We start from the raw sequence: 16,136 nt of genomic DNA on the forward strand, positions 1-16,136 counted from the left end.
CTCCGGGTGTCCGTGTCGGGTCAGGGCTGGTGGAGCGGGCGGATGGATACGTGAGGATGCCAGTGCAGCTCGATGCGGTCGGGGTGGTGGACGAGGGTTTGGTCGATGAGGCGGGTCAGGTGCTGGCGGAGTTCGGTGCGGGTGGATTGGTGCCAGCGTTGGTAGGTGATCAGTGGTCGGGCTGTCGAGGTGCGGCGGTCGTGGGCGGCGGCGGAGCCGACCACGAGGGCTTCTAGGTGTTCGGCGGGGTGCAGGGTGAGGCAGAAGCAGACGTAGAAGCGGCGGCGCGGGGTGGGCGCGTAGGGCTGGAGGAGTTGCCAGCAGGTGGTGCAGCGGGCGAGGTCGGTGAGCAGCCACAGGCTGGTGTCGTCCTCGGCCATCAGGTCACCGCACCGCGCGTGGTGGTGGGTGGGGTGGTTGGCGACGGTGTTCGGGTCTTCGTCGCCAACCACCCCGTGCCGTCCGCCGTGCCGGAGGCTGGTGGGCGGACGGTGGTGTCCACCAGGCCCGGTCGGGCTCCTGGGAGCAGTCGAGCCGACGGGCCGGGTGAACCACGGTCGAGGCAGGGATGTCGCCTCGCCGCTGGGGTGGGGATCACGGGCTGAGTTCATGCGGTGGCGGTGGTCGGGATGGTGAGCAGGTCGTGTACCTGTTTGGGGCTCTCGCGCAGGTCGGCGGTGGTGATGTGCCGGGCGATGCGGGCGCGGTCGAGAACGGCGATGTCGTGGGCGACCTGGAGGGCGAGGGGAAGGTTCTGCTCGGCGAGCAGAACGGCGGTGCCACGGTGGGCGAGGCCGGTGATGATCGCCGCGACGTGGCTGACGATGGCGGGGGCGAGTCCTTCGGAGGGCTCGTCGAGCAGCAGCACGTCGGGGGCCGCGAGCAGCGCGCGGGCCAGGGCGAGCATCTGCTGTTCGCCTCCGGAGAGTTGGTGGGGTCGGTGGTGGCGCCGGTCGGCGAGGGCGGGGAACAGGTCGAGTACCTCGCGGGGGCTGACCGCCCTGGGTCGGGTGGCGCGCGCTTGAGGTAGGGCGAGGTGTTCGTCGACAGTCAGTCCGGCGAACAGGCGGCGGCCCTGGGGGACGAGGCCGAGGCCGGCGCGGGCACGCCGACGGGCGTCGAGCCCCGCCATCGGCTGTCCGTGTAGGCGGATATCGGTGCCGACCGCGGCGGGGTGGAGGCCGGCGATGGTGTTGATCAGGGTGGTTTTGCCGGTGCCGTTACGGCCGACGACTGCGGTCACCCGACCGGCACGGATGTCGAGGGTGATGTCGGTGAGCACAGGCGCGCCGGTGTAGAAGGCACGCAGGTCGCGTACGCGCAGGACGGGTGTGCCTGCGGCGTGGGTGGCGCTGGTGGTGTCGGTGTCCGGTGGTGGGCTGGTGGTGGGGTCGGTGCCGAGGTAGACGCGGCGTACTTCGAGGTGGTCGCGGATGTCGGTGGGGGTGCCGGTGGTGATGTGTCGGCCGTGGTGCAGGACGGTGACGGTGTCGCAGGCGGCGGCGACGAAGTCGAGGTTGTGGTCGACCAGCAGGACACTGATCTGATCCGGCAGGGCACGGATCAACTCGATCAATCCAGCGACCTCGGACCCGGTGAGGCCGGCGGACGGTTCGTCGAGCAGCAGCAGCCGGGGCCGGGCGGCGAGGGCGACGGCGATCTCCAGGCGGCGTTGGTCGCCGTAGGCGAGCTGCGCGGCGGGCAGGTCGGCGTGGTCGCCGAGGCCGACCTGGGCTAGGGCCTCGTGCGCGGCGGCCACCGCCCGAGGACCGGTGCGTAGGGCGGCCAGGCGCTGGCCGGGCACAGCGAGCAGCACGTTCTGCACAGCGGTGAGAGGCAGGGCGAGGGCGGGGTGTTGCCAGGTGCGGGCGATACCGGCGCGGGCACGGCGGTACGGCGGCCAGCGGTGGATGTCGCGTCCGCCGTAGCGGATACGCCCCGCGGTGGGGCGCAGGGTGCCGGCGATGAGGTGCAGCAGTGTGGACTTGCCGGCGCCGTTGGGGCCGATGACCGCGTGCCGGGTACCGGGGTGCAGGTCGAGGCTGACCTCGTCGACGGCGCGGCGGGCACCGTAGGTGCGCGAGACGGCCTCCAACCGCAGCAGCGGATCGCTCGCGTTCGGCGTTGGGTGCTGTAGTGGTGTGGTCATGCCCGCCTCCGCAGGAGTCGGATCGTGAGTTCGGCGAGCCGGTGCCGGGGCAGGTAGGCCAGGAGGAGGAAGCACAGGCCGAGCAGGGTGGGTCCGTGGCCGGCGAGTAGGCCGCCGGCCCAGTCGCGGGCGGCGACGAGGAGGATGGCGCCGGCGCAGGCGCCGGTCATGCTGCCGGAGCCGATGAGCGCGGCGGCCAGGGCGAGGGCGGAGATGGCCATGGCGGCGTCGGCGGGTGAGACATACCGGGTGACCGCGATCGACAGGGCGCCAGCCGCACCCGCGATGCCACCGGCGAAGGTGTAGGCGGCCAGGAGCAGTCGGCGGGGATGGTGCCCGGCGGCCTGTACGCGGGGTTCGTGGGCGGCGATGCCGCGTAGCAGCAGGGCGAAGCGGGTCCGGACGAGCACCGCCACGGCAGCACCGATGAGCAGCGTGCAGGCGAGTACGTACAGGTAGATCCAGCCGGGTCGGGTCATCGCCGGGAGGCCGGGTAGCGCCACGACGGGTGGGGTGTGCACGCCTTCGCTGCCACCCGGTGCCCACCGGGAGGCGCCAGCGTGCACCAGCTCACCCACGCCGAAGGTGACCATGAGGAATGTGGTGCCTCGGGCCCGCACGGCGAGCAGGCCGGTGAGCGCGGCGGCGACGGCCCCGGCGGCGGCAGCCGCGACCAGTTGCACCGGGCCGAGGCTGGTCAGCGTGGCGATCGTGGCAGCGGTGTAGGCGCCGACGGTGAGGTGGGCGGCTTGGCCCAGCGGCGGCAGCCCGGCCAGCCCGACGAGGACCTGGGCGCTCATGGCGAGGACGGCCATGACCAACGCGGTGGCGGCGAGTGAGATGAAATATCCGTTGACCAGCCACGGCATCGCGACCGCCGCCGCCAGAGCACCGGCTCCCGCCGCCGGCCACAGCCACGCCGGCACGACCTCACGGCAAGGCGCCACCGGTTCGACGGTCGCGCCGGAGCTCGGGGTCAGGGTGGTGATCATGCGGGCCGTCCCGCAAGTGCGGTGCGCTGCCGGACGGTGAGCGCGGACAGCATGGCGACAGCGAGGACGAAGCTGGCGGCGCCGGGGGCGAGGGCGACGCCGAGAGTGAGGGCCTGCCCGACGCCGAGAGCGGCCAGGAGTGCGCCGCGGATGCTGCCGAGTCCACCGACGACGCAGACGATCAGCGAGTACACCAGGATCGTGGTGTCCACCCCTGGTGCCGGGCCGATGACCGGGGCCCCGAGGACCCCGGCGGTGACCGCGAGGACTCCCCCGCCGATCAGCACGCCGGTGCGAACCGTGCCGGTGCGAAGGCCGGTGGCGGCCGCCATACCGGGGTCGGCGACCACCGCGCGGACGACCGCGCCGGTGCGGGAGCGTTCGACGAGCCAGAACAGCCCCAGCACGAGCAGCACGCCGACAGCGATGAAGCCCAGCCGGTAGACCGGGTACTGGTAGTCGCCGAGGCTGACCGACCCGGCGACCGCCCGGGGTGGGTCGACCGAGCGGGGTTCGGCACCGAAGACGAGGCTGAACTGATCGGCGGCGATGTAGGCGATACCGAGGGTGGCCAGCACCTGATCCAGTGGCCGGTCCGCCAGGGGGCGTACGGCGGCGGCGAGGCCCGCACCCCCGAGTGCGCCCACCGCCACGGCGACGCCGAGGGCGAGAGTGAGGCCGGTCCAGGCGTCGTCGGCGAGGTGCCAGGCGAGGTAGGCGCCGGCGAGGTAGAGGGTGCCGTGGGCCATGGAGAACACCCCGGCCACGCCGAAGATCAACGTCAGGCCGGCCGCGATGACGAACAGCAGCAGCCCGTAGGCGACCCCGTCCAGTGCGGTGATCGTGTACGCGGTGACGAACCCGTCCCAGCCCACGACACCCTCCTTCCTTAGTCTCGGGAATCGGTCAGGCGGGGATGGGGCGGCGGCCGGTGGTGGTGTGCATCAGGTAGCCCGACAGCATCAGCTCCGGGTCCATCAACACCTCCCGCAACTCGGCCAGATCCTCCAAGGTCATGCCGGCGGCGAGCAGTTCCGGCTCGCGTTGGATCGAGTTGGAGCGGTGCAGCAGGCAGATACCCGTGCCGCCGCGCCACAACCGGGACTCGATACGGCTGTCCACGTCGACCAGACCGGCGCGCCGCATCGCCTCCGGCGCCCGCTTCGCCCACCCCATGTCCGCGCCCCGCGACTCACCGAAGGCCAGCAGAGCGTCCTGGAAGCGTTCGATCAGGGCGGTGGCGCGGGTGCTGGGGCTGGCGCGGATCATGTCGCGCCAGGTGCAGTCCCAGTCCGCCACCACCAACACCCCACCCGGCGCCAACGCCGCCATCAGCTGGGTGAGGACCTGGTCGCGTTCGGGCAGGTGCATCAACACCAGACGGGCCACGATCGCCTGCTGCGCCCCCTCCAACTTCATCTGCCGGATGTCGCCGGCCCGCACGGTCACGGTCGAGCCGGCGGTGATGTGGCGGGGGTCGAGGTCCACGGCGGTCACGTGCCCACCCGGGGCGACCTGGTCGGCCAGCCAGGCGGTCAGCGTGCCCGCCCCGGCCCCGACGTCGGTGACCTTCCAGCCCGGTCCGATGCCCAGCTCGAACAGGGTCCGGCGGGTGCCCGGGTCGAGGACCTCACCCAGATGACGCAACTGGTGGGCGGCCTCGTCGGTGGCGTTGTCGAACATGTACCCGGCGGACTGCCCGTCGGCGGTGGTCGTGGTCATGATGGATCTCCGTTCAGGAGCCGAGGGTGGTCAGGGTCTGCACGGTGCGGTTGACCCACACCTGCCCGTCCTGGGCGACCTCGCGCAGGTAGTACGCCTGCACGGGGGTGTGGTTCGCCGGCCCGAACTGCCAGCTCCCGCGTGGCGAGTCGATGGCTCCGACCCGCGATAAGGCCGCCGTCAACGACTGCGACGTCAGTTCACCCGCGACACCGCTCGGGGCATCTGGTGACGGTGGCGCGCTGCTCGCCTGCGGGTTGCCCACGGCAGCCGGCGTCGTGGCCGCGGGTGCGGCGTCGGGTTGGGTGATCGCTTCGGCGATGGCCTTGTCCAGTACGAGCGCGGCGTCCCAGGCGCACACGTGGTAGATGTTCGGTAGCTTCCCGTCGTTGGCCGCCGTGTAGCGGCGCACGAAGTCCCGGTTGGCCGCGTTGTCGAGGGTGGTGGAGTAGTTCAGGGCGGTGTAGATGCCCTTGGCCTGCTCCCCCAAGGCCGCCAGTGGGGCGCCCTCGGTGAGGAACCCGGAGGCGTACAGCGGGATGGTGACGCCGTACTGGCGGTACTGCTTGACGAACTCGACCGCGCTGGCACCGGCGTAGAAGGTGTACACCGCCGCCGCGCTGGAACCCTTGATCTGCGTGAGGTACGGGGAGAACTCGGTGGTCGGGGCCGGCGCCCACGGCGTCCAGGTCGGTTTCCCGCCGGGGTTGGCGAGCTGACCGCCGGCTTTGCGGAACGCGTCGACGAACCCGTTGATCTGGTCGTGGCCGCCGATGTAGTCCGGGCCGATCACCCACACCCGACCATCGCGCACCTTCTCACGCAGGTAGTGGGCGATCGACGCCCCGGTCTCCTGACTCAACCACGACGTCGACCACAGGTAGGTCGGGTCGTCGACGGTGGAGGGCCGGCCACCGATACCAATCAGCGGCACCTTGGTCTCGTCGAGCAGCGGGTAGAGGGTCTGGACCGTGTCGGCGGTCGCCCCGCCGACCAGGGCGAGGACCTTGTCCTGCTCGATCAGCTTGCGCGCCGAGGCCAGGGCGGTGGCCTTGCCGTCGCCCTCGTCGGCCTCGATCACCTTCACGGGACGGCCCCCGAGCCGGCCGCCGAGCTTGTCCAGGGCCAGGCGCCAGCCGGCGGCCTGGTCGTCGCCGATGGCCTTGTAGGGGCCGGACTTCGGCACGATCAGACCGATGCGGATCTCGTCGCCGCCGCTGTCCGGGTCGCCGAGGCTGGACCCGGAGCATCCGGAGACGGCGAGCAGCACGACGGCCACAGCAGCGGCGATGGTCAGCCGCCATCGGGACCGGCGGGCGGGTAGTGGAGGAATCACGGGATGAGGGGTCCTTTCGAACGTTGACCGGGAAGGGAGAGAGGTCGGTGTTGCGGCGGGTGATCGGTGGGCTCGGGCGTGACGAGGTGACGCAGCACGGCCAGCACGGATTCGGGTTCTGTGGCGTCGCAGGTCAGCACCGGGACCTGCGCGGTGACCCGCAGGGCGTCGCGGATCTCGTGGCGGTTACGGGCACCGCCGAGCGGCCGGTTGATCGCCACCAGGTACGGCAGCCGACACGCGTCGAGGTAGTCCAGGACCGGGTACGACATGGCCAACCGGCTGGTGTCGACCAGCACCACCGCCCCGCGCGCGCCGACGGCGAGGTGGTTCCACATCCACCACCAGCGCCGCTGGTCGGGGGTGGTCCGCAGCGCGACGGTGATACCGCCGGGCAGCGTGGCGAAGCCGATCTCCCATACGCTGCCGGGCCGACCCGCCAGCACCGCCTGGCCGTGGCAGGCGGCCCGTAGGAAGCAGGTCTTGCCCACCCCCGGTCCTCCGGCCACCAGCACCTTGGCCACCGAGGGGCGCTGGCCGAGCATGCGAGGCTCTGATTCCATGGTCGACATCGGTGTGCACGCGGTCAGCCGGTCGTGCGGGGGCCTGGCTTGACCGCCTCACCGATACGCGCCGCCAACGCCGCCAGCTCGTAGGCCACGGCGGCCGGATCGCAGTCGGCACGGGCCAGGGCCGCCAACGATGACCCGTCCGACACCTGCTGCACCACCAAGATGCCGTCGTGCATCATCAGCATCTGGAACTGCACGCCACCGGTCTCCAACAGGTCGGCGGTGCCGCGCGCCAGGCTGACCAGACCAGACACGATCGCCGCGAGCTGATCACCCCGGTCGCCGTCCAACGTGGCGGTGCTGGCCAGCAGCAGACCGTCACCGGACACCGCCACGACGTGCGCCACGTCGGGCATCTGCCGGGCCATGCCATCCAACACGACCGAGAGCTGGGGATTGCGGGCATTCGCGGTAGAGGTGATGACGCTCATCAGCGTTCTCCTGTCGAAAGGGGAGGAGTCAACGCGGCTTTCAGGCCGCGCATCGTGCCGGCGACCTGAGCCCGAATCGCCGCCGGATCTATCGGTGGAGCAGCCCCAGCAGACGGGCGGGGCGTCGGTGACCCGCCCGGCACCACATGCGCCTGCGGACGTCGCCGAGGAAGACCCGACGCGGTCCGCCCATCGGTGGACGGGTCGGCGGCCGACGCCGCCGCCTGCCACCCCGCGTCCGCACCGGTGTGGAACCCGCCGTCACCAGTGCCGTCGCCGCGAACCGGCCACAGCCACGGCGACTGAGCCGAGAGCTGCCGGAACATCGGCGGCTCACCCGGCTCCGCCGCCCCTGGCGGCAGCGGCAGAGGCCCGCGCTGACGAGGCACCGCCGGCAGTTCCATCGTCGCGTCGGACGGCACCGGCCGCGCCCGCGGCGGCACCACCGGCGCTGGTGCGCTCGGGCCCGCCCAACCGGTGCCGGTCCGAGGCATCGACGAGACAGCCGGCGGCGCCGATACCGGATCAGGTCCGGCCGGACGGGGAGCCTGGCCCGGCACCACGATCTCCCGCACCCGCACCCGCGTCACATACTCCGCAGGCACCACGACCTCAGCGGTCACACCAGTGGGTCGGGTCGCGTTCAGCCGTGCCCGCACCCCGAACTCGCGCGCCAGGCGGGAGACCACCACCAACCCCATCTGGTCGGTGACCGCGACCTCCACCTCCGGACTCGCCAACAACGTGTTGGCGCGCGCGAACTGCTCCGGCAGCAACCCCAGGCCGGTATCGACGACGAGGATCTGCACATCGTGTCCGGCCCACACCCCGAACACCTGCACCTCACCGGCGGAGAACCGGGTCGCGTTGTCCAACAACTCCGCCAGGATCGACTTGACCGCATCCACCGCACGAGCGTCGATCTCCACCTCGACCAGCCGCCCCACCCTGATCCGGGCGAACCCCTCGGTCTCCGACAACGCCGCGTTGACCAGATCAGCCAGCACCACCGGCGCGCGCTGCGATTGTCCAGGGCCACCGCCGGCCACGATCAGCAGGTTCGCCCCATATCGACGCAGCCGGGTCGCCTGCTGGTCCGCGGTGAACACCTTCGCCAGCCGGTCCGGATCCTCCTCGTCTCGCTCCAGCAGATCGATGCTGCCCAGTAACTGATCGGTCAACGTCTGCACCCGCCGCCCAACGGAGGTGATCATGGCGCTGACGAGGGCGCGGCTGCGCGCCTGACCTACCGCCGCGTCCACGGCCGAGCGCAGTACCACATTGAAGGCATCCGCGACCTGCCCGACCTCGTCCCGGCCGACGACCGGCACTGCCACACCGCCGGCACTCGCGGCCAGATGGTGCGCCGCCGCCGGATCCGACGTAGCACGCAACCGCTGCACCAGCGCGGGCAACTCGACATCCGTGACCCGCCTGGCGCCCTGCTCCAGCGACGACAACTGGGCCACCAGCGACCGGGCGACCCGCACCGCCGTCACCACCGCGACCAGCAATACCCCCAGCAGCAGTACGGCCTGGACCACCGCCGCTCGGACCTGCGCCATCCACAAGGCGCCGGCAGCAGCTGCGATATCGGCGTTCACCGTCTCCTGCACCTGTGCCAGCAGACCCGCCCGGGTGGTCATCACCCGGCCCCACTGCTCGGCGCCGCCCGGCAGCCGTACCGGCTCATATACCCCCGTACCGGACACCACGCCGTCCAGCCGCGTCGCAGTCAGCACGTCCTCGCCGGTCAGCGTCCGTCCTAACCGCGCCTGCCACGAGGTCCGCGCCAACGCGTCGAACTCGCGTAGCGCCTCGTCCTGCCCCGCACGCGCGGCCACGATCTCGGCATGCAACGCCGGCGTCAGCCGCCGCGCCGCCAACGCCTGCAACACCGCCACCTGCTGCTGACCCACCGACTCACGAGCCCGCGACAACGCCGCCGATGCCCGCATCTCATCCGCCAACTCCGGCGTGACGCCACTCTGCGCCACCGCAAGCAGCAGGTCATCCAAGTCGGCGATCACGCCCCGATAGCCGAAAGCCACCGCCGACATCGCCACCGGACTGTCCCCACGCACCCGCTGCCGCTGCGCCTGCACATCCACCAACCCGGCCTCAGCCCGCGCCAAAACGGCACGCACGCCCTCCGGCGGCCCCGCCAACTCCCCCCGCAAAACCCGAAACCGAGAAACCGCCCTGTCCGAGTCCTGCACCGCCCGCTCGAAATCCGCCGGCGTCACCCGGGCCCCCGGCAGCAACAGCCCCACCGCGGCTGTCCGCTCTGCCTGCAACCGCTGTGTCACCTCGCCCGCGGCCGAACTCGTGGCGAACATGTCCCCGGCCCGCTCAGCAGCCCTCGCCGTCCCCATCGACGACCCCAGGCCAAACCCCGCCGACATCACAGCCACCAACGCCGTCGGCACCACGATCAACGCGGCCTTGGACCGCACCGAGAGGTCCGCCAACCGGCGGCCCAGCCGTACCTGCCGTGCCCGCGCCACACCGCCATCGGGTGTCGTCACATCGACTCCCATGCCACTAGGGAGACGTTTCTGGCACCGGTCGACGCCAGCATCTGCGGCGTGAGAACCATCGGGATCGCCAGCGGCGTGATGAGCAGCAGCGTGACTCTCCTGGCAACGAACACGGCAAACCTTCCTCGATAAGTTGGCTTCACTGCTGGGCGGATCGCAATGCGTCGTCGATTTCCATGGCGCTACTCGAGGCGGTTGGGTAGGTGATCCGCGCCGCGATCGAGGGTCGTATCCGGAGACGGAAAGATCGACCCCCGCTGGTGGGGTACGAATCCAGGCAGTACTCCCCAGAAAACGGGGAGTACTGCCTGATCGAGTTCCTTAATAGCGACGGCGATCGCTAGGGTGCTGTCAATGCGTGTACGGCGCACTAGGGAGGCGGGATGGCGAGGAGTGCGCGTAGCTACGAACGTGAGGCCGACGAGCTGCGTGTCAGTGGATGGACCTATCGACAGATCGCCTCACACTGGCAGCGGCGGTATGGCTTCAACCCACGCGTTGCCTTCAGGCTGGCTCATGGCTTGACGCAGGCAGACGTAGCACAGCGTTGGAACGAGCAGTGGCCCGACGCCGACGCCCCAAAAACCGCAAAGCAGGTCTCCTACTGGGAGATCTGGCCGGGTGCGGCGGGCCGGACGCCGTCGCTGGACACGCTGAACAAGCTCGCGTTTCTGTACCGGTGCGCTGCAGGCGAACTACTCGGCGGCGAGGACTACAGCCACTTGGACACGACGGCCGTACGCCCAACCGAATCAGACGCTTACATGAGCGGCTTTGTTGAAGAGACCAGACCTAGCGTGCTTCCGCCTGCTGGGACGGTCCTGAGTCGAGTTACCGAACGAGTCGTCGATGACTTCGAGCTCGTGACGAGTACGTACCGGGCTATTGACTATCGGGAGGGGTCAGGCCGCGTGAGTGCGGACGTCGCAGCTCACCTACGCCGGATGCTGGAGACCAGCAATCGGACGACCACCAGCACGACCCACCGACGGTTGCTGCGCGCCGCCGCGGACGCCGCCCAGTTAGCCGGCTGGCTCGCGATTGATGCGCAGAGGTACGACCAGGCCGAAGGCTACTGCCGGTTGGCCGCGTCGCTGGCTGATAAGAGCAACGACCGGGCGTTGCACGCGTACAGCCTCGGTGTTATGAGCTATATCCACCTCCATGCCGGAGACGGTAAGGCAGCCCTCCGTCTGCTCGAGACCGCTCAGGGCTTGGCCGGACGCGGTAACCCTCCGGCCGTCAGATCGTGGCTGCACGAAGCCACCGGCGAGGCTTACGGGCTCCTCGGCCAGCCGCAGCCAGGCCTCGTCGCGTTGGCCCGGGCCGAGAGGGTCTTCGATGGTGTCGACGCGAACAGTGCCCCGGCGTGGTTGGGCTTCTACAACGCCGACTGTCATGCGGCACGGCTGAAGGGCAGGTGCCTGATCCGCCTTCGCCAACCTCGCGACGCGACTCAGGCGCTGTACGAGGCGCTCACGCTCTTGCCGCCCACCTTCGTCCGGGAACGATCCGGAACTCTGATCGATCTCGCCGTCGCGTATGTGCAGATGGGCCAGGTTGAGCAAGCCTGCGAGATGGCGAGGCAAGCTGACACCCTTGCCAGGCGTACCGGTTCTGAGCGCAACCGCAAGCGCCTACGCGAGCTGCTGGTTGACCTCTTGCCGTGGACCAACGTCAACGGCGTCCAGAGCCTCTACCGTCAGGTGCTGCTTAACTAGAGGCGTGCTGACGGCCTTTCATGCGAGTGACCGGTGAACCGAAGGGCCTGGTTCGAACTCATCGTCCTTGCCGGCTTGTGGGGTGCGGTCTATCCCCTGATCGAGGTCGCACTGCGTGACCTGTCACCCACCGTCGTTGTCCTCGGGCGGGTCCTGTTTGCCTGCATCCTCTTGGTTCCGCTCGCCATCCGCCGTAACGCGCTGCCGGATCTTTGGCAGCGGCCACGGGCGATCATCGAGACCGTCCTGGTGCAGTCGACCGTCCCGTTGCTGCTGCTGACCTATGGGCAGCGGTACGTTCCAGCGGGAATCGCAGGCATCCTGATTGGGGCGCAACCCCTGTTCGTCGCGATGCTCGCCTATCGCTATGCCCCTGACGAGCGGCCCCAGGGCTGGCGGGGCGTCATCGGTATCGCCGTCGGGTTTGTCGGACTCACTCTGCTCTTCGGTGTCGACCTCCGCGGCGGCCGATTGGTCCTTCTCGGTGGCGCACTCGTGCTGGTCGCCGCGCTGTGCTACGCCGCCGGCGCAATCATGATCCATCGACGCCACGCCACCGCCCCACCCCTCGGCGTAGCCACCTCGGCAATGCTCGTCACGAGCGCCACGATGATCACACCAGCTGCCTTGACTCTGCCCGATCAGCTTCCCGGCGCTGGTGTGCTGGCAGCGATGGTCTTCCTCGGTGTCGTCTGCACCGGCATGACCCTCGTGCTCTTCTACACCCTGATCGCGCGTACTGGGCCAGCCCGAGCGGCGCTGGCGTTCTACCTCTCACCCGCGTTCGCCGTCGTGTTCGGCGTTGCGTTTCTCCGCGAGCAACTCACGTTCACGGCAGTCGTTGGCTTGGGCGCGATTGTGGCAGGCTGCCTTCTTGCAGCTCAACGCGCGGAGCCGTCACCCGCGTAGCGACCAGTGCCACCACAACTCCACGCCATCCGTGGAGTCCCGCCGAAAGCTACGGAACGCATACCGGGGTCGGCCTACCGCCCCTCGGCCCATCATGATGATGACTCCTCGTTGCGACCTCTACGCCTTCTCTGTCCAGTTACTGCGACCCGCCGTCCCGACTGCTGACGATGACAGAGCCGCCCGGCGCTCGGACTGCCTCGACCAAAGCAGGAGGTGATTTTGCTTCTATGGCCGCTTCAGACGTAAGCGTGAGAAGCCCAGTCCGACGCGGCAATACCCGCGGACACCGCTTAGGTTCGAGCACCGGCCCGTCGGTATCGAGTCAGTCAAACGGACTTCTTTCGGCAACGAGGGGCGGGATCCTCGAAGGGCCATGCGCCATGCTATCGATACCATGCGACCGACTCCAGGTCAATCGACTGTCGGCACTTTGCCTAAATCCGGTCGCTGGTCTTGCCAGCATTGGCAGTCATTGCTTGACTGCTGGATCAGAGCCCATGACTCAACCAGATGGCTCGCGAACTGCAAATGGGCTCGAAACCCGCGATAGGTCGGGATTGGAGAGGCCGTGACCCCTGATGCTTTGGCTCAGTTCGAGCGTGACGGGTACGTCGTATTTCCGGAGCTGTTCGCCCCGGCCGAGATTGTGATTATCAGGGATGCCATTCCCCGTGTCCTTGACGAGAACCGTTCAATACTGGGGTTGCCCGGACCGGAAAGGGTCAGAGACTCAAACCGGCTCCTTGACCAGGTTCTTTGCGTTCATCATGTACACAAGATCAGTGAAATATTCCGCTCGCTTGCCGAGCATCCGTCGATCTTGAGGCATCTTGTGGAGCTCGTAGGCCCGCAGGTCAAATGCCTTCAATCTCAACTCTTCGTAAAGCCTCCGGGGTTTCCTGGAAATCCGTGGCATCAAGATGAGGGGCCCATACCGACAAGAGATCGAAGCCTTGTCGCGGTGTGGATTGCACTCGATGACGCAACGGCAGAGAACGGGTGCCTCAAGGTGGTTCCGGGAAGCCATCGGTCGGGCTACCTATATCCAGTACGTGAGCACCACCGGCCGGATGAATACGACTTTACGACCGAGTCCTACGGATTCGATGAGGAACGCGCGCGGACGGTCGAGATGGCAGCGGGATCGGCGATCTTCTTTCACGGCTACCTCCTGCACGGTTCGAGTCGTAATGAATCCCTTGGCAAGAGACGTGCGCTCACCTACCACTACATGAACTCCTTCTCCCTCCTACCCTGGCAGGGTGGCCGTGGGGACTATCGGGACGTGTTTCCCGTGCTGGGTGCCGACCCGTACGAGTGGAAAGGCTACGAAGAGCAGAGCGTCCCTCACCTGCGGATGTGGCCTGATCCCGGCCGTGCGCCAGGCGTTGGCGCTCTCCCGTACGCGCTGAGGACCAAAATCACGGCAGCGGTCCGTCTGTGGGGACATGACGAGCGTGCAGCCCTCCGCCAGCTCCGCGAAGCGTTGCGCGAGACACCTGATGATCTCTGACGCTGCCCAGACGGAGCTGCCGCCCACGCGGCGGCCTTCGGTGGCGGGGACCCGTACGGTAAAATTGCCGTTCGTGATCAATGTCCAGCTATTGCGGGATCCAGCATTCGTCGCGCAACTCGGCCGCGCAGCAGAACTGAAGCGCTTGGATTTCGATGCAAATCAGTTGTCAGAGGCTTTCGCGGAAAGGCGCAGGATTGTCGGTCTTGTGGACCAAACCCGCGCCCGCCAGAAGAGTCTGTCTAATCGATTTCGGGAGGCGGACGCCGAAACCCGTTCCGCTTTACGCGATCAGCTCGGGCAGATCTCTGAAGAGTCGAAGGGGCTTGCCGCACAGCTAAGCGAAGCAGAGGAAAAGCTACAGAACTTGGCACTACGAGCGCCTAGCATCCCTGATCCGACTGCGCCAGTCGGCGTCAATGACGAAGACAATGAGGTAATTCGGCACTGGGGTGAACCTCGGAAGATGAGCCCGGACATGGCCGATCATGTCGAACTCGCACGCCGCCTTGGGCTTGTGGAGTTCGACCGGGCCCAAAAGTTCGCTGGCTCGCGCAGCATCGCGCTGACTGGCAACGGTGCCCTTGTGGTCCGGGCGGTGCTCGCCATGGCAATGGATCAGCTTGTTATCCGCAACTTCCGACCCGTGATGCCGCCGGTCCTCGTCCGTGAGGAGGCGATGATCGGGACTGGCTATTTCCCTCTCGGCGTGGAGGACGCCTATAAGGCGGATCGCGAAGACCGTTACCTCGTCGGCACCTCCGAAGTGTCCCTAGTGTCGCTGCATCGTGATGAGCTCCTGGCGCTCTCTGACCTGCCGATCCGATATGCCGGGGTCTCTTCCTGCTTCCGGCGGGAGGCCGGCTCTCATGGCCGCGACACCCGTGGACTTTACCGGGTACATCAGTTCGACAAGGTCGAACAGGTATCGATTATCGAGGCTGACGACGAGTTGTCCCGGCGGGAGCAGCTGGCGCTTCTGGAGAATTCTGAGACAGTACTCAAGGCGCTGGAACTGCCCTATCGGGTGGCAATCGCATGCACCGGAGAGATGGGGCAAGGACAACGGCTCAAGTACGAGGTCGAGACCTGGATGCCCAGCCGGGCCGCCTACTCGGAAACGCACTCGTGCTCAAGCTTCGGTGACTTCCAGTCGCGCCGGTCGAACATCAAGTACCGGACAGCCGACGGAGGAACCGCCTTCGCATACACCTTGAACAACACAGCCGTCGCCGCACCGAGGATCCTCATCCCCCTGCTGGAGCACCACCAGCAGCCCGATGGAGCCGTCCGTATCCCCGCCGCTCTCCGGCCCTATCTCAATGGCCTGGAAACCCTCTCCGCAAAGACTCCATCCTCGGAGCTGGTGCTGGCACACATACCGGCATGACCTTATGAAGGGAGACTCGTGGAGCGTCTCGCGACAACCGCACTGAGGACGATCCACCAACAGGTCAGCAAGGCGCTTCACGAGCCAACCGCCCTCTACCTAATCGGCAGCCACGCCAGAGGCAACGCCGACCAGGCCAGCGACGTGGACATCGTCATCATCACCCGGGGCGATGCCGGAGCCGCACACCGCATCGCAACCTCGGCCTACGCAAGACACTGTCCCGACGGTCCGCAGCTAGACCTGACCGTCCTCGCGCATGACGAACTCGGGCACTCAGCCACCACCGATCTTGCCCGGGTTCAACGGCGCGAGGTCCTCTTTCCTCTGGTTGACCACGGCCAACACATCGCTGGCCCTGATCTCGCCACGCGTTTGGCCAGCCGACTGACCGTCGGCGCCGCTCCAACGACACACATGCCGTGGGTCTTCGCCCGCAGAACTCGTGGGCTGCCTGAACGTCTCCAATCGACGCCTGTGTCGGTGCCACCCAATCCCGACGACGAATTCCTCGGGTACCCGAGCGGCAGCCGGACCAAGGTCGTCGTCTCGCTTGCCTCCTGGATCGGAGCCGGGATCATCGCGATGAGAACCGGCTGGGAGCACCTCGCGACGAAAGAGCACGTCGTCGCACGACTCAACGACATCGACGTGAGTGGAGCACGATGGTTGAGCGAGACCATCACGGTGTGCCGCAGCTCTTGGGGATACTCCGTGCCGCAGAGCACGATCGATAGGGCTCTGCTACGCAAGATCTGCCAACGCTTGCACCAGATGGAACGCGACTACGCTACCCGGCACCAGTCGTGGCAGCTGGAATCCGCGAAAGGCCGCATCGATGCCGCATGACTCGTCCCA

At 68.1% G+C, this 16,136-nt stretch carries 15 protein-coding genes; 5 read left to right on the forward strand and 10 right to left on the reverse strand.

Features of this window, described 5'->3' with window-relative positions; genetic code table 11:
• Window positions 1-20: 20 nt before the first annotated feature.
• The 10 genes from ID554_RS09930 to ID554_RS32375 all read right to left on the reverse strand — a co-directional run bounded on the left by ID554_RS09930 (window position 21) and on the right by ID554_RS32375 (window position 9,855).
• Entirely contained in the window at window positions 21-452 is a 432-nt protein-coding gene (locus ID554_RS09930; RefSeq protein WP_117231225.1) for a hypothetical protein, read from the reverse strand.
• Window positions 453-607: 155 nt separating this feature from the next.
• A complete protein-coding gene (locus tag ID554_RS09935; RefSeq protein ID WP_117231224.1) occupies window positions 608-2,149 on the reverse strand; it encodes an ATP-binding cassette domain-containing protein in 1,542 nt (513 codons plus the stop codon).
• Complete coding sequence (locus ID554_RS09940; RefSeq protein ID WP_117231223.1) at window positions 2,146-3,141, reverse strand: branched-chain amino acid ABC transporter permease; 996 nt, start codon at window positions 3,139-3,141, stop codon at window positions 2,146-2,148. Before ID554_RS09940 ends, ID554_RS09935 begins: the two co-directional genes overlap by 4 nt.
• A complete protein-coding gene (locus ID554_RS09945) occupies window positions 3,138-4,016 on the reverse strand; it encodes a branched-chain amino acid ABC transporter permease (protein WP_117231222.1) in 879 nt (292 codons plus the stop codon). Before ID554_RS09945 ends, ID554_RS09940 begins: the two co-directional genes overlap by 4 nt.
• 31 nt (window positions 4,017-4,047) lie before the next feature.
• Window positions 4,048-4,863: a class I SAM-dependent methyltransferase gene (locus ID554_RS09950; RefSeq protein ID WP_117231221.1), complete on the reverse strand. Its 816-nt coding sequence runs from the start codon at window positions 4,861-4,863 to the stop codon at window positions 4,048-4,050.
• Between the two features lie 13 nt (window positions 4,864-4,876).
• Window positions 4,877-6,199 (reverse strand): ABC transporter substrate-binding protein, encoded by a 1,323-nt coding sequence (locus tag ID554_RS09955; protein ID WP_117231220.1) that lies wholly within the window; start codon window positions 6,197-6,199, stop codon window positions 4,877-4,879.
• Entirely contained in the window at window positions 6,196-6,762 is a 567-nt protein-coding gene (locus ID554_RS09960; RefSeq protein WP_223884514.1) for a GTP-binding protein, read from the reverse strand. Before ID554_RS09960 ends, ID554_RS09955 begins: the two co-directional genes overlap by 4 nt.
• A 23-nt stretch (window positions 6,763-6,785) precedes the next feature.
• Entirely contained in the window at window positions 6,786-7,202 is a 417-nt protein-coding gene (locus ID554_RS09965) for a roadblock/LC7 domain-containing protein (RefSeq protein ID WP_117231219.1), read from the reverse strand.
• Entirely contained in the window at window positions 7,202-9,742 is a 2,541-nt protein-coding gene (locus ID554_RS09970) for a sensor histidine kinase (RefSeq protein ID WP_117230961.1), read from the reverse strand. Before ID554_RS09970 ends, ID554_RS09965 begins: the two co-directional genes overlap by 1 nt.
• A complete protein-coding gene (locus tag ID554_RS32375; protein WP_263407329.1) occupies window positions 9,727-9,855 on the reverse strand; it encodes a hypothetical protein in 129 nt (42 codons plus the stop codon). The genes ID554_RS09970 and ID554_RS32375 overlap by 16 nt, the downstream gene beginning before the upstream one ends.
• Window positions 9,856-10,125: 270 nt before the next feature.
• On the opposite strand from ID554_RS32375, the gene ID554_RS09975 reads away from it, so the two are divergent.
• The 5 genes from ID554_RS09975 to ID554_RS09995 all read left to right on the forward strand — a co-directional run bounded on the left by ID554_RS09975 (window position 10,126) and on the right by ID554_RS09995 (window position 16,127).
• Window positions 10,126-11,463, forward strand: a complete 1,338-nt coding sequence (locus tag ID554_RS09975) for a tetratricopeptide repeat protein (protein ID WP_147333599.1) — start codon at window positions 10,126-10,128, stop codon at window positions 11,461-11,463.
• Window positions 11,464-11,496: 33 nt separating this feature from the next.
• Window positions 11,497-12,372, forward strand: a complete 876-nt coding sequence (locus ID554_RS09980; RefSeq protein WP_117230963.1) for a DMT family transporter — start codon at window positions 11,497-11,499, stop codon at window positions 12,370-12,372.
• A 571-nt stretch (window positions 12,373-12,943) separates the two neighbouring features.
• Window positions 12,944-13,888: a phytanoyl-CoA dioxygenase family protein gene (locus tag ID554_RS09985; protein ID WP_158573859.1), complete on the forward strand. Its 945-nt coding sequence runs from the start codon at window positions 12,944-12,946 to the stop codon at window positions 13,886-13,888.
• 73 nt (window positions 13,889-13,961) lie between these two features.
• Complete coding sequence (gene serS / locus ID554_RS09990) at window positions 13,962-15,278, forward strand: serine--tRNA ligase (protein WP_158573860.1); 1,317 nt, start codon at window positions 13,962-13,964, stop codon at window positions 15,276-15,278.
• An 18-nt stretch (window positions 15,279-15,296) separates the two neighbouring features.
• The gene (locus ID554_RS09995; RefSeq protein WP_117230966.1) at window positions 15,297-16,127 is read left to right on the forward strand and encodes a nucleotidyltransferase domain-containing protein; all 831 of its coding nucleotides are present in this window, start codon (window positions 15,297-15,299) and stop codon (window positions 16,125-16,127) included.
• The last annotated feature ends 9 nt before the right edge of the window (window positions 16,128-16,136 follow it).

The sequence above is a fragment of the Micromonospora craniellae genome, assembly GCF_014764405.1.
GTDB lineage: Bacteria > Actinomycetota > Actinomycetes > Mycobacteriales > Micromonosporaceae > Micromonospora > Micromonospora craniellae.

Excerpts from the sequence above, each read along its gene's own strand:
- ID554_RS09965 (WP_117231219.1), bottom strand. The coding sequence starts at position 7,202 with ATGAGCGTCATCACCTCTACCGCGAATGCCCGCAATCCCCAGCTCTCG.
- ID554_RS09960 (WP_223884514.1), bottom strand. The coding sequence starts at position 6,762 with ATGGAATCAGAGCCTCGCATGCTCGGCCAGCGCCCCTCGGTGGCCAAG.
- ID554_RS09970 (WP_117230961.1), bottom strand. The coding sequence starts at position 9,742 with ATGGGAGTCGATGTGACGACACCCGATGGCGGTGTGGCGCGGGCACGG.
- ID554_RS09940 (WP_117231223.1), bottom strand. The coding sequence starts at position 3,141 with ATGATCACCACCCTGACCCCGAGCTCCGGCGCGACCGTCGAACCGGTG.
- ID554_RS09950 (WP_117231221.1), bottom strand. The coding sequence starts at position 4,863 with ATGACCACGACCACCGCCGACGGGCAGTCCGCCGGGTACATGTTCGAC.
- ID554_RS09975 (WP_147333599.1), top strand. The coding sequence starts at position 10,126 with ATGGCGAGGAGTGCGCGTAGCTACGAACGTGAGGCCGACGAGCTGCGT.
- ID554_RS09935 (WP_117231224.1), bottom strand. The coding sequence starts at position 2,149 with ATGACCACACCACTACAGCACCCAACGCCGAACGCGAGCGATCCGCTG.